Raw genomic sequence first — 20,451 nt, 5'->3', positions numbered from 1 at the left:
TAAAACATAGTATTCGTTATAATTGTCCACCATTATTTTTAGACATCAGATGAAGCGCTAGAGTATTTTCCATGCAAAATCTTCCAATTATTGCTGTGCTGTATATGATTTTGTCGATGGTTTCGTATCAAATCAGCGCTTCATTTGCTAAGCAGCTCATTGCAACATTAGACCCTCTCACCGTTACAGTTTTAAGGCTGAGTTTTGCAACGGTTATTGTCGCAATTATGTTCCGATCTTGGAAAATCTGGTCACGCTTACCCTATTTAAAATGGCGTGATTTATTGATGTACTGCGCATCTTTAGGCTTAATGAATATCCTATTTTATACCTCACTTGGAAAATTACCCCAAGGTATTGCTGTTGGATTAGAGTTTATTGGTCCATTAGGCCTTGCGCTTCTTTCTATTAAACAAAAGAGTGACTACATTTGGGTAGCACTAGCCATGTTAGGCATTGCACTCATGGTACCTTGGCAAAACCCTATTCAACACCATTTCTCGTATGTAGGTGCAGCATGTGCGCTAGGCGCCGGACTTTGCTGGGCCTTCTATATCTATTTCGGTCATAAAGTTGTGACCCAAAATATCGGGATGCACGCCTTAACGATTGGGATCGGTGTATCTGCACTTGCCTTATTGCCAATTGGAATCTGGCACAATGCTCCTGCATTACTTGAAACACAGTACTGGGGTAAAGCATTACTTATTGCGGTGTTAGCGACTGCAATTCCATATGCACTCGACTTAATGGCTCTCAAACAACTTAATAAATTAACTTACGGAACTCTAACGAGTTTAGCACCAGCATTGGCAGCATTAACGGGTTTCCTATTACTTCACGAAGAAATCAGCATGCTGCAATGGGTGGCTTTGGCTTGCGTAATGCTGGCCTCTATTGGTGTTACTTTAAGAAGTACTAAAAAAGCTGCGTAGGTTTAATCTACTGCTGCTTTTTATACTTTTTATATTCTTTTAAATATTTATTGCCGAGTGTCTCCTTTTCGCTGTCTTTAAGAATTTTTCCGGCTTGCTGGAAAAATTTATGCTCTTCTTCTTTTAAATGATGATGGACTTTTTCACTCAACTGTTTGGCGGTTGCTAACCAACTCGGACTACTCATATCGGTTTTTTCAAGTTGTTCAACCAACTCATCCATTTCATGATGTTCAGATAAAGCATGTCTCGTAATATCTAAACCAACATCATCAAACATTAAAGGGATATATAAGTAACGGTCTTCGGCAACCGAATGAGCATATAATTCATTTTTTAATGCATCAAATAATTCTTTTCGTTCTTCGGTTAAACCGTGTGTCTGAATGAGTTGTTCAGAAAGGTTACGTTGATTTTCATGGCTTTCTCTTAATGCTTCGAAAATATTCATTCTCTTCCTCATTTTTAGCTAAAAAATCTTTTTTATTTCAAGGTTTATCATACGTTGAAATTTATAATGTTTAAGTAGCTTAAAATGAGACTATTTTTTACACAGTTCTCTTTCTAGTAAATTTCTGTAATGATTTTTATATTTATAGCTGTAAATGATACATAAAAGTATGAACTGTATTTTTGAGACAGCTCATACTTTCAATCTTATTTAACCCGTAACAAACATTTGATAGCCCAAACGGCAAATCAGAATACTCACCAAAATTAAAAAGATAATTCGTACAAAACCACTGCCATATTTAAGTGCAGTACGTACCCCAACAATAGAACCTAGCACGTTAGCCGCTGCCATCATTAAACCAATATGTAAAATAGCGTGACCAGTCGGGATGAGAAAACTCAGCGCAGCTAAGTTAGTCATAAAATTACCAATTTTTGACAAAGCTGAAGCATGCAAGAAATCAACTTGTAAAAAACGGATAAAGAAGAAAATAAAGAAACTACCAGTACCCGGCCCAAAAATACCGTCGTAGAAACCAATGGCCAAACTACCAATACCAGCTAAAATTAACATTTTCGTGGTAATTTTTTGCTCGGTATGAACTTGACCGAAGTTCTTTTTAACTAGGGTATAAATCGCAATCACAATCAACATCACGAAAACGAAAGGACGCAATACCGATTGAGGAATAAGTGATAAACATGCCGCGCCAGCAAAAGAACTAATCAAGGCACAAATGGCAATAACGGCTAAAAGCTTCCATTGCAACTTAACTTTTTTAGCAAATGTATAAGCCGCCGATGCTGTACCAAAAATGGATGAGACTTTATTGGTACCAATCACCGTAGCAGTCGACATGTTAGGAAAAGTGCTCATGATCCCCGGAATCTGGATAAGTCCACCGCCGCCTACAGCAGCATCAATTGCTCCTGCAGTAAACGCAAAAAAGATCAAACTAAGGATAACGTCCCATTCCATGCCCATGCTCTATACTCTACATCTACTACAAATTTAAGATACGCTTAGGTACCAACCGTTTTTTATCGGTAATCTCGGCTAAGCCTAAACAGCGCTCACCCGAAAACACCAAAACTTCTGCTTCTGCAGAATGCTCAATATTGCTTTCTAAACCGTTGCAAAAATATTTTTCACGCCCTTCCGGAACTTGAATTTTTAGGAAATGGTCAACTGGTGCATAAACTGGAAGTAGCAAAGCTTCTCTTTGCTCTTCTGTTAAACTTTCCAGATATTCAATGGTATAGCTCGGTATAAGCTCAAAATGTCCTGTTTGAGTCCGGTTCAGCATCGTTAAATGCCCACCACAACCAAGTGCTTCACCAATATCTTCACCTAGTACACGGATGTATGTCCCTTTAGAGCAGGTTACATCCAGAGTGATACTATTTTCGGTAAACTCAATAAGCTCTAAAGCGTAAATCGTGACTGGACGTGCTTCACGCTCAATCTCTATACCTTTTCTCGCCAGCTCATATAACGGCCTACCTTCTTTTTTCAAAGCCGAATACATGGGTGGAACTTGTTGAATATCACCTCTAAATTTTTCTAAGGTTTGTTCAATAAGTTCTTGGCTAAGCACCGGAATAGGACGCTCTTGTAAAATCTCCCCTTCCACATCACCTGTTGTTGTGGTCTGTCCCAATCGAACAGTGGTTTGATAACGCTTTGTTGAGTCCAGCAAATAATGTGAGAACTTGGTCGCCTCTCCCAAACAAATCGGAAGCAAACCTGTCGCCAAGGGGTCTAACGCTCCAGTATGGCCTGCTTTTTGGGCGCGATATAACCAACGCACTTTTTGCAAAGCCGCATTTGAACTTAAGCCTAATGGTTTATTTAATAGAAATACACCACTGATATGGCGACGAGAAATTTTTTGATTTTTTGTCGTCATTTTTACTGGAACACAAAGCTAGAAAAAAGTGCCGACATGTTAGCAAATTCGGCAAGATATTTTCACAATATTTAGGTGCCTTTTCACTTATTTTATGGCACATTAATGATCGAGTAAAAAAACAACAAATTAAAACTTAAGGAAGATATCTTTATGCAAGGGATGCAGAAGAAGGTATTGTGGTGCGTGCTCGGATTTTTTATTTTGAGCCTCATTGCATGTGTATATTGGTTAAGTCCTGACTCAAAAAACACATCAACCCAAGTCAGTGAAAAGACAGCTCAAAATTTAGCATCAGCTCCACCCATAAATAACTCAACGCTAAATGCAGATGCTTACCATAGTAAAAGTCAGCTAGATACCGAGGTTAACTGTCAGTTAAAAATTGATAGTTCCCAACATTTGGTCGTTAACAGTCAAACACGTGACTGCTTTGAATATTTTATTACCCAATATGGAGAAAATGATTTAGAGCAAATTAAAAATCACTTTGGACAATTTATTCAGGGAAAATATTTAGTGCCAGCTCGCTCACAGATTCTGGATTTATGGACCCGCTACTTAAAATACCGTGAACAGCTTGCTCAAATCCAAACGCCTCCATCAAAACAACAAGATAAAAATTATTTTCAAAAGATCTTTAATTCAATTCAAGATCTAAGAAAACGTTTCTTTTCGGCCACTGAAATTGATGGGCTCTTCTCAAATGAAGATATCTATCAGAACTACACACTAGATCGTATGCAAATACTTGAGGACTCTTCTTTAAGCGAAATTGAAAAGGCTCAGAAGCTTAAAGAACGCTTTGAACAACTACCTGAAGACTGGCAACAAAACCTACAAGAACTTTCTAAACTTGATGACTTACATGCACTGACCAAACAAATTAAAGCACGTCATGGTTCAGCAGAAGAACTTAGACAAATGCGTACGGCACTTGTTGGAGCCGAGGCGACTCAACGATTAGAAACTTTAGATACACAGCGTAGTGCTTGGCAGCAAAGGGTCACAAGTTACCTGAGCGGACGAGATGAAATTATTAAAAGCAATATGAGCGATAGTGCTAAAAACCAAGCTATACAACAATTACGTCAACAGCAATTTAACTCATCACAAGAACAATTAAGACTTCGAACTTTTGAAACGGTCCATGATCAGGGAGGTGAACTGCCATTTAATTATTAAGCCTTTTCTTTTAGGAACTGGCTAAACAAGCACTAGCAGTAAGAAGCTGCTTTTCATACAAAATAAAAATAGTGAGTAAAAAATGAAAAGGAAGTTAACGTTTTTTTGCGCTGCAATGCTCTCTGGATTGAGTATTTCAGCGGCCTATGCCACAAATGCTGAACAAGTTAAAAACTCGTTCGTCTATTCATCTTATGCACAAACCAAATATCCACTGGTTTTTAACCACGGTATGGCAGGTTTTAACCGAGTTGGGACAGATACACTTGGTCTCGATTACTGGTATCAAATCCTTCCGGATCTTGCTCGTAATGGAGGAAATGTCTGGGCAACCAGAGTGTCACCTTTTAACTCAACAGAAGTGCGTGGTGAACAACTTGCCCAGCAAGTAGAAGAGATCATTGCTATTACCGGTAAGCCTAAAGTCAACTTGATCGGTCATAGCCATGGGGGCCCGACAATTCGCTATGTGGCCGGTATCATGCCAGAAAAAGTTGCCTCACTCACTACAATTGGTGCACCTCACAAGGGATCACCAATGGCAGATGTGATCCTGAACGTTGAGGGTACTCCTCTGTCTGGACTGGCAACGTTAGTAAACTGGTTTTCAGCAGCCATTACTTGGGCAGGAGGCCTAGACCCAACAAGCTATCCGCATGACTCTTTAGCAGGTGCTCATAGCTTATCAACTCAAGGTTCAGCTCAATTTAATGCTCAATTCCCTATGGGTGTACCAACTACTTCTTGTGGTGAAGGGACATACCAAGAGAAAGGTATTTATATGTATTCTTTCTCGGGGAATAAAGCGCTGACCAACCCATTAGATCCATTTGATATTGCGCTTACAGGCAGTAGTTTAGTAGTCGATCCATTTGGTGATAATGATGGACTTGTTTCCCGATGCAGTGCCAAATTTGGTAAAACAATTCGTGATGATTACAACTGGAATCATTTAGATGAAGTGAACCAAGTACTTGGTATACGTTCTATTTTCGCTTCCGATCCTGTATCAGTTTATCGTCAACACGCAAACCGCTTGAAACTTCAAGGACTATAGTTTTTAAACAAAAAAATGCGCCAAAAGGCGCATTTTTTTACTCGCTATAAGCTTACGCTTTACGAGCTGGTAATTTTTCACGAATACGTGCAGCTTTACCAGACAAGTCACGAAGATAGTAAAGTTTAGCACGACGAACGTCACCACGACGTTTCACTTCGATTTTAGCAACAACTGGTGAGTGAGTTTGGAATACACGCTCAACACCAACACCGCTAGAAATTTTACGTACTGTGAACGCAGAGTTCAAACCACGGTTTTTCTTAGCGATTACAACACCTTCAAATGCTTGAAGACGTTCACGATCACCCTCTTTTACTTTTACTTGAACGATGACAGTGTCACCAGGAGCAAAAGCAGGGATATCAGATTTTAACTGTGCATTTTCAACAGCTTGAACTAAAGGATGTTTACCACTCATTGTGGGAATCTCCAATATGTGCGGAGTCAGAAGAGGTCTGAATTTCCGCTGGGGATAGAGGCTAAAGCGCATATCAACCCGTTTATCTTTCCCTTTACGACAATATGTCTATAAAGAGCCTATAAATTTACATAAAACTATTCATTAAATAGTTTTATGCTTTAACTCGAAGCATTGCTTCTCGTCTTGTTGCAGAACTTTCGTTCTTGAGAATAACGATTAAGAGTTACCGTTATTCACTTGCATATCTTTTAGCCATTTCTTTTGCTGCTTAGTCAACTCAACCTTTTCGACCAACTCAGGTCGACGCTCTAGAGTTCGTTGATATCGCTGCAAAAAGCGCCATTTTTCAATGTTGCCATGATGTCCAGATTTTAATACCTCTGGCACATCCAGCCCTTCAAAATGGTCAGGCTTTGTATATTGCGGACAATCTAAAAGACCATCAACAAAAGAATCTTGTACTGCTGATTGTTCATCTGACATTACATTCGGCAAACGGCGAATAATACTGTCAAGTAACACCATAGCGGGCAGTTCACCACCAGATAGAACATAATCACCAATTGACCATTCTTGATCAACATAATGCTGGATCAAACGTTCATCTACCCCCTCATAACGTCCACACAGTACAATTAAGCCGTCATAATCAACAAACTGCTGTACTGCCTGTTCATTTAAGGTTTTGCCTTGTGGGGACATATACACCACAGGAACATGAACACGTCCTGCTTGTAAGGCAAGCTGTTTGGCATGTGCAATTGCTTTCGCCAAAGGCTCAGCCATCATCACCATACCTGGGCCACCACCAAATGGACGTTCATCCACTCTTCTGTAGTTTCCCTCAGCAAAATCACGAGGATTAATACAAGTGACTTGTACAATATCTCGTTTTGCCGCACGTCCGCTGATGCCGTAGGCTGTAATCGCTTCAAACATTTCAGGAAAAAGCGTAATGACTGCAAAAAACATCACAGACTCCTCTATTTTCCTGCTGTATTAATCCTAAAAGGATTAATAATCTACGCCCCAATTGACGTAAATACGACCAGCTTCAAGATCAACACGTTGTACTACATCTTTATGCCAAGGAATCATGCGCTCTTCTGAATCAATGCTGTCTGGGGTAGCATGCACCACCATCACATCATTAGCTCCAGTTTCAAACAACTCATGAATTTTCCCTAAGTTTACTTCCTGTTCTTCTTCATCAAGACCTAACACGGTTAAGCCCTTTAAATCTGACCAGTAGTATTCATCTACATCTGCTTTTGGCAGTTGAGACTTAGCAATCCAGATATTAGCGCCAACCAAGCTTTCCGCCCCAGTGCGATCACTCACACCTTTCAACGCAACAACTAGGCCTTTGCCATGTGGTTTCCAACGTTTTACATCTATTGTTTGCCAACCGGCCTTGGTCTCAATGTACCAAGGCAGGTAGTCAAACATGTTGCTCATAGGTTCTGTATTTGAATACACCCAGAGCCACCCATTCAATCCATAAGCTGAACGTAACTGTCCAATCTGAATACGATCTTCGGGAACATTCTGTGTTGATGTCATGGGCTACCTACTACAAAAAATTATGCAGTAGCTTTTTTAGCTTGAGCAGCTAAAGAAGCAACACGTTCAGAAGGTTGAGCACCTTGAGAAACCCAGTGAGCAAAACGGTCTGCATCTAAACGAAGTTTTTCTGCTTGACCTTGTGCAGTCGGGTTAAAGAAACCGATACGCTCGATAAAACGACCATCACGTGCATTGCGGCTGTCAGTCACAACGATTTGATAGAATGGACGTTTTTTTGCGCCGCCACGTGCTAAACGAATAACAACCATGATAAAAGCCTTATAATTCTTACGGATTATCCCTGCACCGACCATCGGCAACACTTCAAACCCCTTTCATAGAGGGCGACATTCTACGTGATTTTCGCCCTGAAAGAAAGATTATTTTTTGAGTTATCCGCAGTTTTGAATTTAAAATTACTGTAGCCAATTTGATGTGGCAGATAACGCACAATCAGTTGCACCTTTTGCCCAGAATTTTTGCCCTTGATCATTAAGACAAATGATCCCATCACCAGCTTGAGAACTAGTAGCAATAGGTGTAGCAGTTAACACCCAGCTTGAATCAGTTATGCTAGAAAAAGCTAAGTTATATAAGGCTTGGCCTTGTTGAGGACTGACACTAGAACCATAAATCGAAGTAATCGTCGCATTCGACGGATAACGATTGTGAACTACTTTTTCTGATTCTAATGTTTGGGCAATATTCATCATTTCAGACTGAACAGCTGTACGATGCCCTTTGCGTAAATACTGCAAATACGAAGGTGTCGCTATAGCTGCTAAAATTGCAATTATTGCTACTACAATCATGAGTTCTATTAAGGTAAAACCATTCTTCATTGCCAATTCTCACTATTTGTTTCACATACATTGCAAGTGACTGTTCCACCACAGTCATTATCAACAGCTGTAGCTGTTAAACTTTGGCAGCGCAAACCTGAATTCTTAGCAATAAAATTAAAGTTTCTTGAATCTGTAGTTGTCGCTTTAATGACCCATGTTTGCCCATTTGCAGCAGCATTCGTCAATAAATTTCCTGTCGTCGTATCATCACTAATTTCAATCGTATAACCACCCCGTGGCAAAGTTACAGATGTGGTGGTAAATCCTCTATAGGTAAAGTTCTTGGATTTATGCCGTTCCAACTGTTCTGCCAATTTTAGAATTTCACCTTTAGCAGCAGAAGCCGTCGCTCTACGGCTATAACTTTGATATGAAGGGATAGCAATCGAAGCAAAAATAGCGACAATCACGATGACAACCATGAGCTCAATCAAGGTAACCCCCTGATTAAACCGCAGAACATAATATTTATTCATCAGTCATCCCTTAACGATAACGCTCATACCAACGCGTAGGAACTAAATGACTCGTACATTGCCACTGTCCAGTCCCTTGCTCATTACCAGACAGCTTTAATTTCCCACAACTATTAGTCGCAGGTGGGTTATCCTCCGTTGGTACAAATGTTACGCCACGAATACCAGAGCCAATAACATTTTCATTACATTCAGAAACTCCTACTGGGCAGGTATTCCCCGTTTGTGTTTCAAACCCACTGTGATTCTCTTTATTTTGATCGATTGACCCATCAGAATTAAGGCACGCGCCAAATGGTAAACAGAACGTCTGCTGGTCAGTTTCACCTACTACACGGGGTAAACATGGGTCTGCCGCTACAATACCTGTTCCCTGTGGATCATAAACAGGCACAATTAAAGTCCCTGTAATTGCCATAGGCTCTTCAAAAGCTTTCAGTCCACCTTTAATACGGAAACTATTATTAGCTTTCTCTGTGCCATCGCTCATACTAGAAAGCGAGCGATACCAACCGTTTTGTCCCGTCCCAGTGTTTGGAAAGAAAATCTGTGCTACTCGTGTTTCCCCAGACCGTAAAATTTGTGGATTTTTTCGAAGCGTTGATCGAGTAATATCTTTCGTTTCAAGCTGGCTATCTGTTAAAAACATTAAATTCTTTTTAATAAAGTCTTTGTCGATAATTCCATAAACGTTGTTTACAGGTCTTCCGCTTAATGCTGTGCTCGGTGACATCCCCTCACGACCTGTAAGCGGATAAACATCTAAAGGTGTACTACGGTCACCTGAAGCAATACCGACAGTAATAAAAGTGCGGATTCCATAATCATGAATTGTCACTGTTGGCGGTTCATAAAAACGCGGCGCATTCCCAGCGGTATAGTCGTTCGAGGCATCATAAGTTGAGTCATTCGTTGCTAAATTGGCTAATCGAACAACTCGAATACCGAAACTGCTATAAGTTGAATTTGTTTTTGTCTGGTTATTATTAAGATCGATACGGAAAATTTGTCCGCCTAAATCGCCAAAGTATAAATGGTCTACCAAACCATCAGCATCTCGATCCAAGGTACTAATGCGACTAACAATACTGTGCTTCATATTAGAGTTATCTATATTAGAGCCTGTATCACTAGTCCACCATAAGCGCTCTCCAGTTTTAGCATCAATAATATAAACAGCATTCCCTTTTGCTTTTCCATTCGTAAAGCAAGAGTTACTCAAGGTAATATTCGGGTTTTCATAACATTGGTCGTAGCCACCACCAACAATCATGACCCGTTTAATCACCCCGTTATAACGTATATTTGCAAGTACAGGTTTAGACCAACTCTGCCCCATACGACTATAATCAGTTTGGTCTGCTCCTACTCTAAAGAGGAGCTTAGGTGAAGCAGGATTTAAGACATTTAAGCCATAATAACTGCTGCCCCCCATTCGCATACCACCATAAATATTCATTTGCTTTGCAGTTACTTTTGATACTGCTGAACTACCGCTTACCGTTGTAGTAATACTATATGCAGGGTCAGATATCCAAGCTCCATCCATACCGTGAGCAGGGGCTGAAGCATCACTTTGACCAACCACTAAAGCTTTTGATGCAACTGGATTATTTAATATATCAGCGGGAACGAAAGCCATTTGTTCTACACCAGTTGAGGCATCCACAATATGCAGACCACCTTCCATCGTTCCATAGAGAATGGATTGTTCACGCGCAGATGTTAAATTCCCATTTTCATCTAATGTTCCATTATAGGTAAGCTGTACCGGTAAAGAGTGAATACTACCGCCCATCGATAAATATGGTTCATTCGATGTAACTAATGAAGAAGGTAAAGTCGTAGCGCTAATATCAGTTGAGTAACCTAGATAATTTAATATTTTTAATTTCAAGCTAATTGGGAAAGCTTTTAAAATATCTTGTCCCGTTGATGCATTAAATTTTCCTAAAACATAACTTGCTGTATTAGCCACACTATCAAAAGGATTAGTTCCTTCTGGTGGAGTAGCTGGAATTTTTAGCAAATTAGTTCCAGAAGTTGATAGCTTCGTTAAGCTACCATCTGATGCGACGGCGGAAACATCAGTAAATAAGTTGCGGATTTTAGTTTGTACTGCGTAATAATATTTTGTGATATTTCCTTCTTCATCGCGTGTTTCATTTTGTCCAGCAATTGGTAAAGGAACTTTTGCATATGAACCGCCAAAAAAGACTTTACCTCCATCATTATAAGTAGAGCTATTCCAATAATCTTTTGTACCCGTTCTAAATGCCCCAGTTGCGTTATAAACCAACCCACCAGTATTAGCTTCAAAAGCACCAGCATTTGTTCCCGATAAAACAACATGATATTTCTTTAAATTTCCTCGCCATGTTAAGTAGGTGTTAGCCGGGTTTGGCTCAAAAGCACGTAAGTAACCATATTCCTGTAAATTTTTAGGATTTAGTGCATCATAAGGAACAGAGATCACACCTGTTGTTAACGGTGCTAAAGGTGCTGCACCCAAGTTATTAATAAATGCGATAACACTATCAGTCACACCTTGTGGTGTTTGCGTTGCAAAAAACCCTCCATTACCATAACCTGGATTAGCAATTGCGTTTGTTCCTTGATTCGGCGAACAAGCATCATCACCTGCGCGATCTGTTTGAGTTCGGGATGTCAATTTACATGCATTAACGACATCACTAGATCCTAAACTTGTAAAGTCATTACCAAAACCCACAAAAGCAGTTTGTATGGGAACATTGACAGGATTCGTCGCATTAGCAACTATGCTTTGGATTACACCACCATTAAAAAGTCTTTTCGCATAGTTACTCATACAATGCCAATCGTTAGTACTACTTAGTGCACCTGATGCAGCGCAATCAAAATTCGTACTACTCAGACTAGCATTCATAACAGAATTAAGGGTCGAATCAGTCTTATTTGTCGGCTCACCATCAGATAGAATATAAACTCCTTGACCATCACAACTTACTCGATCAGCAGCCGCTGGCAGTGGTGAGGCGTAACTAAGTAAGTCTGCTTTTTTAGAGTCAGAAATAGAACTACTAAAACCACTATACGAGTTAGCTCCTAGTTGCATTTCCTGTTTGTAATAAATAGTATTGTTTCCGTCAGTATAATAACCATCTTGAGCAAGATTAGATGGAGCCGTTCCCCCTAAAGAAACCCAACCATTAAAACGACAAGTCTGTATTTCATTACTAAAATCTGTAGCATTCAAGCTATCACATCTATAGTAAGTAGTTATAATAGGACCATATACTGGTATAGCTTCGGTACTATTACCTCGATATGGTTGAGATCTCCAAGACTCATATCTTTCATAGCAAAGCGGCGGTGCCACATTGGTTCTCAAATAAGGATAGCTGCTGCTAGGACATTGATAACTACTTATACTTCTTGTTTCTTCCTTTCTATAAACATCAACTGCAATTTGTACTGGTGCGTTAGTTGTTGTTCCCATCAAATATGCAGCTGCTTCAGCATATGCAGCGGCTGTAGGTGTTCCTCCACTTGCAGTCAGCCCCATCACAGCTGTACGTATAGCATTCCTTTGGGTTGAATTAGTAGCACCAAGAGTAGCGGCTGGTACTAATATCTTTCCTGCATTTCCTGACCCATTGACGGAATAATGACCCAATCCCACCCGGACATTTGTTAAGCTGGAGTTATTACTATCCAAAAATGCAAACATACCATCCTTTAGCCTTGATATTCGATCATAGCATTTCAAGGAATCTGTTCGAGCGCTATAACTACCATCAGCATTTTTATTAGGATTGTAACACTTGTCCTTTAATCTTTGATAATTCGACGAAGTTGAAGTCGAATAAGCCACCGAGCAGTACGTTCTGGAATATGTATACGACCCGCTCCCTCCACTATCAGTTTGCACAGTTGTACGATCTGAACACACTCCATAATCTGCATTAATTGAATTACTACTACTATTTACCCCCATTGAACCGGAGGTATCCAACATCATCACAATGGTTTTTTTACCCGCTGTAGGTGAAGCATAAATTTGTAAATCACTCGCCTGCACCACGGAGCTTGTCATTAGCCATGTAAAAGCAACCGAACTCGAACAGATGGCATACCATAAATTATTTGGCTTAAAATTCTTCAATTTTAGTTTCACGATATTCCCCGTTATGAACCTGGTGCCGTAATTTGAGTGAGTTTATTGGTATAGTTAAATTCTTGAACTTGAGTACTAAAAGGCACGTTATGATTTGCCAAACACTCCGCCAATGTTTGTTTAGCCGTTAATGCGGTATCAAAATTGTCGCTAATTTTTGCCGAACTTGTGCTTAAGCAATCGCTTTGTAAAGTTTCAATAGAGGTAGATGCATAGGCTGGCAAAAAAGCAGTTGTAATCACTCGAATACGTTGTGTAGACAACATGCTTTTAGGTAGTTGCGTACCTTCCGAGGTGTTTGTTCCTCGTGGTAAATTTGAGCCAGGAATATCGCTAGCAGCATCTGTTGGAACACTTACAGCAACTTGGGTAACCACTGCTTGACGATTACTACCATAGTCACTTGTTAAATCGCAGAAACCCGCCACTCCGCCATCTTCAACAACCGCATTATTAGCACTTCCTGCTCGAAGTAAACTTGCGCCTCTGGTCTGAGCAAAATTTGTTGCTGTAGAAACAGGCTTATAACAAAAGTTGTATTCCGCACCAGGATTACTTTCATGCTCTTTAAGCGCGGCACCAATCACATTGGTAATATTAGTTAGGGTGGTAGGATTCATCTGCACAATGAGTTCTAAAGGTGTGTCAGATGACTGAAAATTTAATTGGCTCACTTGACTATTGGTAGCAACTTTTAAAGAAACAATAGCCACTCTTATTGCTAAAACACCTACAGAAATAACAATCAATAAAATAATAAGCACAACAATAAGGGTTGCCCCTTTTTCCTTAGATCTACTTTTATGAATTAAATGGGTCATAGACTTTCCCCCATCGCGTTGCGTAGAGCAATTGTTAAGTTATAAGTGCGGCGTAAGAATCGAGTTGTATTATCAGAAGCATGTACGGTTTGATCTAACATAAAAAAAGATTGCTCAGGATCTATTGCTTTGCTTTGGGCATTATTAGTAGAGCGCGCTAATACAGATATTTGTATTGAAAGAATTCGTGGCGGCATCACAGATGGCGTGGCATCTCGGGCAGCCTGTGCAGCAGCGCGATATTGGGGAATGGTATAATAAGCAAAATTGCCAGCCGCATTTTTTGCACCAAACAGCACATGGAAATGATCAATACGCGGCAATACAATTTGACCAGCGTCGCCTAACCCAGCAACAGTGGTCGGTTGAGCTGTGGCTACAGCAGAGGGAGTATTTGCATCACATGCAAGTGCATAATCTTGCTGGGAACTACCATTGCTATCCAGACGTAAAAAATAACGCTCTACAATTAAATCACCTGCAAGTACATTTACACCTTCACAATTGGTCATATTCGTAGGTGCAATAAATTGGATAGTCAGCTGATCACTTTGCACAGCAGCATCTGAACTGTTCTGTATATTTGAAAGACCTTTCCAGTGATTACTCACAGTACTCACCGTATCCCCTGCACCACGACTAAGTAATGTGTCAGCAATATAAGTATTTGTTCCAACGTTAGGGACAAAATTAACATTGTTGTTATTGGTTGCAGTTGAAGCAGTTAATACAACACCGCCCCAAGGGGTCGTATCAGTTAATATTGGGTTGGTTACATTTCCATAATTTAGAAGGCGTATATCACGGGCAATATATTCCAAGCCAAAAATACCGCTATCTTGTATTTCAGCATTTGCTTTTTGTAGACGACTTGATAGAAGTCCACCAATAAATAATTGAGTTGCCGCGGCTACTAAAATTAGACCTAAAGCCAATGCAACCATCAGCTCAATTAATGTAAAGCCTCGTTGTTTCCATAATACAAATGAGTGAGCCATTAATATGCCTCCATCATTAAACAGTTCGAATTATTGACATAAACACCATTTGTACTCATACAGCTCGACACATCCGCGCTCGTGACTCCCTCATTTGTTGTAATTACTGGAGCGGTTTTTCCCCAAAAAACAAAAAGACATTGCCTCTGCTGGGCCATCGTGCTTGTAACCCCTGGGCAATTTGTCATTGTGATTTTCATGCCAAGTTGATCAGCATTTTTTGCTGCTTGATATGCATCAAATTGGGCAAGCTGAGAAGGTGTACAAGCTGTATTGAAACACAACGTAGGAGCTGCGGTGGTAGATGAATAATTGCTATAACTACGGACAAATGCGGGATACTGACTAGCTTGAGAACTATTTACGCGAATGTTTTCTGCTAATCCTCTCATGATCATAATCGCTTGAGATTTGCTTAATGCCTCTGAAGAAGCATCCATAGCCCGAACTTGCAAGGCAACATATCCTAAAACCCCTATCGCAATTAAAATTAAGGCAACCAACACTTCTAATAAACCCACCCCGACTTGAGCTTTTTGTTTAGAACCCTGCATTAACATGTCTCCTCAGCTTTAAAAATTAATGTGCCAAGCTTTGTTAAAATAAGAATTTTCTTTTTATTTATTTTTGAATTACAGATAGATAAAAGTGTGTCTTGGGTGATATTGGTTATTACCCCATTCGCATTAAAAGTTAAAGTCGTCGCTGTTAATGAACTCTGCGTACCATCAGCAGCGATATTTTTAAGTTCAAGACTGTTATTGGAATCAGCTTTCCAATTCAAGGAAGTGGGAGTATTTAAAGCTGTTGAATTCAGATTAATAGAAACGTCTTGTCGACCAAGTATGGCTTGGCTCTTTGCTTCCGATAAAGTATTGATTAGATCTCGTTGATTTCCATCTAGTCGTTTGCTTTCTAATAAATTCGACATAGATGGTGCAGCCATCATCGCGATAATAGCCATGACCGCAATCGTCACCATAAGCTCAACCAAGGTGAACCCGTCTTGCGGAATAATTCCCCTCATCCCCACACCCCAAATAAACTTTAAAATTTTTTATTTATTAATTAAATTTTACGTCTTATGTTTACAAAACAAATACAAAGCAGATAAAGGGTATAAAAAAACAGATAACTGTCATATCAACAATTATCTGTTTAAATTTTTAAAATCAGTATGTTAAATACATCACACTTTACGCTTGAGTCACATGAATGCGTAATTCTTTAGGAAGACTAAAAGTTATGTTCTCTTCACGCCCATCTAATTCTTTCGGTGCTTGAGCACCCCAATCTTGTAAACGTTGAATCACTTGTTTAATCAAAATTTCTGGCGCAGAGGCACCAGCAGTAACACCAATTTTACATGTCTCATTGAACCATGACTGCTCTAACTGATCAGCATTATCTACAAGGTAAGCGGCTTTACCCATACGCTCTGCAAGCTCACGTAATCGATTTGAGTTTGATGAGTTAGGTGAACCTACAACTAAAACCACATCACACTTTTCAGCTAAATCACGCACAGCATCTTGTCTGTTTTGAGTTGCGTAGCAAATATCATCTTTACGCGGACCTTGAATATGCGGAAATTTTGCACGCAAAGCATCAATAACTTTAGCTGTATCATCAATAGAAAGCGTTGTTTGTGTTACGAAAGCAAGTTTTTCAGGATGTCGTACGGTAAGTGCAGCAACATCTTCTTCATCTTCAACCAGATAAATATCACCGCCTTTTAATTTGTCATATTGCCCCATTGTACCTTCGACTTCCGGGTGCCCTTCATGACCAATTAAAATAGCTTCAGTACCTTCACGCGCATATTTAGTCACTTCAATATGTACTTTAGTCACCAATGGACAAGTCGCATCGAAAACTTTTAAGCCTCGACGCTCTGCTTCTTGCTGAACTGCTTTTGAAACACCATGCGCACTGAAAATTACAATAGAATCATCTGGCACTTGGTCCAGCTCATCAACGAAAACAGCCCCTCTTTGACGCAGGTCATCTACCACAAATTTATTGTGTACAACTTCATGACGTACATAAATAGGAGGATTGAAACATTCTAAAGCCCGATTGACGATTGCTATGGCTCGATCAACACCGGCACAAAAACCACGCGGATTAGCTAACACAATTTCCATAACAGCCTCAAAATTAATAAAACAGGGGAATTTCTCTTGAATATTTGCAATTAAAACTATTCAGTTTAAACGCACGGTACACTACAATAGCGAAGATATTTTATCATATCAGGAAAAATATCATGTCGGGTCTATTGTTTGTCGTTTCTGCTGCATCAGGAACGGGCAAAACATCTTTGGTGAAAGCCCTGCTTGACCGTGTGAGCAATTTACATGTTTCAGTCTCACATACAACCCGAGGTCAACGTCCCGGTGAGTTAGATGGTGTTCACTATCACTTCACTACAAAAGATGAATTTCTAGACCAAGTCAACCATGATGGTTTTATCGAATACGCTGAAGTATTTGGTAACTACTATGGCACTTCTCAAGCTACGGTAAAACAACAGTTAGCTCAAGGACACGATGTCTTACTTGAAATTGATTGGCAAGGTGCAGAACAAGTCCGCAAGCTTTTCCCTGAATCCAAGCAAATATTTATTTTACCTCCAACTCAATTTGATCTACGTCAGCGTTTATCTAATCGCGGCACTGACTCAGTTGAAGTCATTGAGCATCGTTTAAGCTGTGCAGTAGAAGATATGCAGCACTACACGAACTTTGATTACATCATTATTAATGATGATTTTAATAAAGCCTTACATGAGCTTGAAGCTGTAATTACAGCAAACCGTTTGGTGCTATCTCAGCAAGCAAAACGTCATCAAGCTTTAATTCAGGACTTGATTACTCCTCAACCAAAACAGGAATAACTTGAGTCTAGATCGAAAGCCTTTTATACTATTTAGTCTGTTCAAATTCACCATTCCAAAACGAGAACTTTTATGGCACGCGTCACCGTTGAAGATTGTTTAGATCATGTAGACAACCGTTTTGAGCTTGTGCTCGTTGCAAGTAAACGTGCTCGTCAATTGGCACGTCAAGGCATGGAGCCAACTGTAGAATGGGATAACGACAAACCGACTGTAGTTTCTTTGCGCGAAATCGCGGCAGGGCACGTTACGAAAGAAATTCTTAAACAACGTGAGCAAGATTACCAAACTTCTAGTCTTGATCTTGCCCTTTCTACAAACAGCTTGAATTTAGAAGGTTTTTCTTTCTAATTCACCCTGTTTCATAAAAAAACCATCGTTTTTCTGCGATGGTTTTTTATTTGGCTTTGCGCCATATTCAAACATATTGGGAAAAGCAATTATTTTCATTGAAAAAAAAATACACTTTTTCAAATGAAAAAATTGACAAGTTCCGCAATATGCTTTTCATTAAGAAGCAGATAGATTTAGTTTTTCAGCAATAGGAAAAAGGGTGATTTATGCCAGGCGAAGAGGTCAGCCAAGCCAAGCAACAGCTCAAATTAATTATCGACCCTTACTTATCGGTAAGCGAAGTCGAAAAAGTGCTTGCTGCCTGCGATTTTGCCGATCTAGCGCACACTGGCATTACGCGTAAAAGTGGCGAACCCTATATTCTGCATCCGATTGCTGTAAGCTGTATTCTTGCAAACATGCGTTTAGATGCTGAAACTTTAATGGCAGCACTTTTGCATGATGTTATTGAAGATACTCAATATACAAAAGAAGATATTATTGAGAAGTTTGGCCTAACCGTTGCAGAGCTAGTCGACGGTGTAACTAAACTTAGCCAATCAAGCGATAAAGAATACAATAAAGCAGCTTCATTCCGAAAAATTCTGCAAGCGACCTTACAAGATCCACGTGTCATCATTATTAAATTAGCAGATCGCTATCATAATATGACAACTCTAGGTGCTTTACGCCCAGATAAACGAGCCCGTATCGCTCAAGAAACTTTTGATATATTTGTACCGATGGCAAGATTAGTCGGCATGAATGAAATGGGCGATAATCTAGAGAATCTCTGCTATCAAAACCTTGACCTTGATATGTTTGATAACGTTCAGAATGCTCTGCTACAGACAAAGCCAGAACGCTGTAAATATCAAAGTATTTGGGAACAAAACCTCGCTGAACTTCTGCATAATTATCATATTCAAGGCCGTATTAAAAAGAAAAATAACAATATCGAATTATTACGCCACTTCGTTAAAAACGAGATGGATCTCCAAGAGCTTACCCATAGTCATGCTTTTGAAATTGTTCTACAAAGCATTGCCGACTGTGACCGCTTAGAAGAAGCATTAAGAGAAAACTTTCAGGTTATCCAGTACCAAGATCATATTCGTCGCCCACTACCTGGCGGTAATCAGTCTTTACTGATAAAGCTTAAAGGCGAAAAAACAACACTATCTCTTACCATTCAAACCGAGCTCATGCGTAAAGCTGCCCGTTTTGGGGTGGTTTTAGGTGAAAATGCACCGCAAACTTGCCGCTCTGCCATTCAGGCTTCAATGCAGAACTTAAATACATTGATTGACGGCGAATGTGCTAAAACAACTTTTAATGATTTGCTGGATTATCTACATCAAGAAAAAATCTGGGTATATACGCCTCATGGCCAACTGCATGAGCTACCACAAGGCGCTACCGTAGTTGATTTTGCTTATTCAGCAAGTTTATTTTTAGGTAACCATGCAGTTGGTGCAAAAGTCGATGGAGAGATTAAACCACTCTCTACCCCACTAGTTAGTGGTCAGGTTATCGAAATTATTACGGATGTTTTAGCGACACCAAACCCAGACTGGCTAAGCTTTATTAATACGCAAAAAGCGCGTCGTGCATTACAGCATGTGCTTAAAGATCAAGATATCGAAGAACAACGTCTAGTTGGTGCACAAGCCCTTTCTCGAGCATTGAAACTTTTTAATCGATCAATCAATGATCTTTCTGAAGCTGACTGGTTAGATCTATTGCAATGGCGTCACATCGATAATAAAAATACATTGTTTGAACAAATTGCGGTTGGCGATTTACTACCTCAACTTGTAGCAAACCACCTGTTTGCTCATGACAAACATCCGCAAGTAGAAAACTCAGATCGACTTATTCAAAGTACGGAAGGAGTCGACGTTAAATATGCACACTGTTGCAATCCAATTTTAGGCGATCCAATTCAAGGACATTTAACACGTCGAGGGTTAATTGTGCATCGAATTCGCTGTCATAACTTATTACATGAACAACATTTACATCCTGAAAATATCATGCCGCTTCAATGGAAAGCAGATGATGTAGATGATGTACGTTTTACAGCCTACCTCGCTATTTATATGGCAATGAATGATGAACAAGTATCAGACCTAATCTATCAATGTCGTAAAAATAACGCTGGGGTAGAGATGGTTCACTCAAATGAGCAAAGAACTTTTGTGAATATTGTAGTGAATAACCGTAAACATATTGCAAAAGTCATTCGTGATTTACGCATGCACTATGGTTTCCCACGGATTGAACGTTTAGACGCTCCTGCTCCACAAATGGAAATTTCAAAAGTAAGTTAAATCTTTATAGAGACTATTGGTTATAAATTTTTGTTTCCTTAACAAAATCAAACTTTC

General features: G+C 39.7%; 21 protein-coding genes and 2 pseudogenes. 7 read left to right on the top strand and 16 right to left on the bottom strand.

What is annotated here, in order from left to right:
- The first annotated feature begins 71 nt into the window (after positions 1–71).
- On the top strand, positions 72–935 hold the full coding sequence (locus AC52J8_RS01750) for an EamA family transporter (protein ID WP_005067148.1): 864 nt from the start codon (positions 72–74) through the stop codon (positions 933–935).
- A gap of 7 nt (positions 936–942) precedes the next feature.
- On the opposite strand, the gene AC52J8_RS01745 is transcribed toward AC52J8_RS01750, so the two are convergent.
- The 3 genes from AC52J8_RS01745 to truB all read right to left on the bottom strand — a co-directional run bounded on the left by AC52J8_RS01745 (position 943) and on the right by truB (position 3,298).
- Entirely contained in the window at positions 943–1,386 is a 444-nt protein-coding gene (locus AC52J8_RS01745) for a hemerythrin domain-containing protein (protein ID WP_001019905.1), read from the bottom strand.
- 210 nt (positions 1,387–1,596) lie between these two features.
- Positions 1,597–2,373: a sulfite exporter TauE/SafE family protein gene (locus tag AC52J8_RS01740; protein ID WP_000525218.1), complete on the bottom strand. Its 777-nt coding sequence runs from the start codon at positions 2,371–2,373 to the stop codon at positions 1,597–1,599.
- A gap of 19 nt (positions 2,374–2,392) precedes the next feature.
- Positions 2,393–3,298: a tRNA pseudouridine(55) synthase TruB gene (gene truB, locus AC52J8_RS01735; protein WP_086399352.1), complete on the bottom strand. Its 906-nt coding sequence runs from the start codon at positions 3,296–3,298 to the stop codon at positions 2,393–2,395.
- 153 nt (positions 3,299–3,451) lie between these two features.
- Between truB and AC52J8_RS01730 the strand changes: the two genes are divergently transcribed.
- Positions 3,452–4,483, top strand: coding sequence for a lipase secretion chaperone (locus tag AC52J8_RS01730; protein ID WP_086399353.1), 1,032 nt, complete (start codon positions 3,452–3,454; stop codon positions 4,481–4,483).
- Between the two features lie 115 nt (positions 4,484–4,598).
- On the top strand, positions 4,599–5,540 hold the full coding sequence (locus tag AC52J8_RS01725) for a lipase family alpha/beta hydrolase (RefSeq protein ID WP_080777126.1): 942 nt from the start codon (positions 4,599–4,601) through the stop codon (positions 5,538–5,540).
- Positions 5,541–5,592: 52 nt separating this feature from the next.
- Here the strand turns inward: AC52J8_RS01725 and rplS are convergent, their stop codons facing one another.
- The 13 genes and pseudogenes from rplS to ispH form a co-directional block, all read right to left on the bottom strand.
- Complete coding sequence (rplS, locus tag AC52J8_RS01720) at positions 5,593–5,961, bottom strand: 50S ribosomal protein L19 (protein ID WP_002116654.1); 369 nt, start codon at positions 5,959–5,961, stop codon at positions 5,593–5,595.
- 219 nt (positions 5,962–6,180) lie between these two features.
- Complete coding sequence (gene trmD / locus AC52J8_RS01715; RefSeq protein WP_086399354.1) at positions 6,181–6,936, bottom strand: tRNA (guanosine(37)-N1)-methyltransferase TrmD; 756 nt, start codon at positions 6,934–6,936, stop codon at positions 6,181–6,183.
- Positions 6,937–6,978: 42 nt separating this feature from the next.
- Positions 6,979–7,527 (bottom strand): ribosome maturation factor RimM, encoded by a 549-nt coding sequence (gene rimM, locus AC52J8_RS01710; RefSeq protein WP_002116736.1) that lies wholly within the window; start codon positions 7,525–7,527, stop codon positions 6,979–6,981.
- A 20-nt stretch (positions 7,528–7,547) separates the two neighbouring features.
- Positions 7,548–7,799, bottom strand: coding sequence for a 30S ribosomal protein S16 (gene rpsP / locus AC52J8_RS01705; protein WP_000260334.1), 252 nt, complete (start codon positions 7,797–7,799; stop codon positions 7,548–7,550).
- 147 nt (positions 7,800–7,946) lie between these two features.
- Positions 7,947–8,372: a type IV pilin protein gene (locus AC52J8_RS01700; protein ID WP_014207809.1), complete on the bottom strand. Its 426-nt coding sequence runs from the start codon at positions 8,370–8,372 to the stop codon at positions 7,947–7,949.
- Positions 8,369–8,851, bottom strand: coding sequence for a type IV pilin protein (locus AC52J8_RS01695; protein WP_086399355.1), 483 nt, complete (start codon positions 8,849–8,851; stop codon positions 8,369–8,371). The genes AC52J8_RS01700 and AC52J8_RS01695 overlap by 4 nt, the downstream gene beginning before the upstream one ends.
- 10 nt (positions 8,852–8,861) lie before the next feature.
- Positions 8,862–11,873, bottom strand: a pseudogene (locus AC52J8_RS01690) (pilus assembly protein); the annotation flags it as partial.
- 444 nt (positions 11,874–12,317) lie between these two features.
- Positions 12,318–13,010, bottom strand: a pseudogene (locus AC52J8_RS01685) (hypothetical protein); the annotation flags it as partial.
- A gap of 11 nt (positions 13,011–13,021) precedes the next feature.
- The gene (locus AC52J8_RS01680; RefSeq protein WP_068526925.1) at positions 13,022–13,831 is read right to left on the bottom strand and encodes a PilX N-terminal domain-containing pilus assembly protein; all 810 of its coding nucleotides are present in this window, start codon (positions 13,829–13,831) and stop codon (positions 13,022–13,024) included.
- Positions 13,828–14,829 (bottom strand): PilW family protein, encoded by a 1,002-nt coding sequence (locus AC52J8_RS01675; protein ID WP_005804547.1) that lies wholly within the window; start codon positions 14,827–14,829, stop codon positions 13,828–13,830. Before AC52J8_RS01675 ends, AC52J8_RS01680 begins: the two co-directional genes overlap by 4 nt.
- Entirely contained in the window at positions 14,829–15,389 is a 561-nt protein-coding gene (gene pilV, locus AC52J8_RS01670) for a type IV pilus modification protein PilV (protein WP_078210318.1), read from the bottom strand. The genes AC52J8_RS01675 and pilV overlap by 1 nt, the downstream gene beginning before the upstream one ends.
- Positions 15,383–15,856: a pilus assembly FimT family protein gene (locus AC52J8_RS01665; RefSeq protein WP_005067119.1), complete on the bottom strand. Its 474-nt coding sequence runs from the start codon at positions 15,854–15,856 to the stop codon at positions 15,383–15,385. Before AC52J8_RS01665 ends, pilV begins: the two co-directional genes overlap by 7 nt.
- Positions 15,857–16,025: 169 nt before the next feature.
- Entirely contained in the window at positions 16,026–16,976 is a 951-nt protein-coding gene (gene ispH / locus AC52J8_RS01660) for a 4-hydroxy-3-methylbut-2-enyl diphosphate reductase (RefSeq protein WP_002116992.1), read from the bottom strand.
- A gap of 122 nt (positions 16,977–17,098) precedes the next feature.
- Between ispH and gmk the strand changes: the two genes are divergently transcribed.
- From gmk to AC52J8_RS01640, 4 genes are all read left to right on the top strand, one after another.
- The gene (gene gmk, locus AC52J8_RS01655; RefSeq protein WP_005804544.1) at positions 17,099–17,728 is read left to right on the top strand and encodes a guanylate kinase; all 630 of its coding nucleotides are present in this window, start codon (positions 17,099–17,101) and stop codon (positions 17,726–17,728) included.
- Between the two features lie 72 nt (positions 17,729–17,800).
- On the top strand, positions 17,801–18,079 hold the full coding sequence (gene rpoZ / locus AC52J8_RS01650; protein ID WP_002116990.1) for a DNA-directed RNA polymerase subunit omega: 279 nt from the start codon (positions 17,801–17,803) through the stop codon (positions 18,077–18,079).
- A 38-nt stretch (positions 18,080–18,117) separates the two neighbouring features.
- A complete protein-coding gene (locus tag AC52J8_RS01645) occupies positions 18,118–18,273 on the top strand; it encodes a hypothetical protein (RefSeq protein ID WP_014207816.1) in 156 nt (51 codons plus the stop codon).
- Positions 18,274–18,288: 15 nt separating this feature from the next.
- A complete protein-coding gene (locus AC52J8_RS01640; protein ID WP_002116807.1) occupies positions 18,289–20,394 on the top strand; it encodes a RelA/SpoT family protein in 2,106 nt (701 codons plus the stop codon).
- Positions 20,395–20,451: the final 57 nt, after the last annotated feature.

This window comes from Acinetobacter sp. S-1 (assembly GCF_059579785.1).
This window is presented reverse-complemented; position numbering and strand designations above follow the sequence as displayed.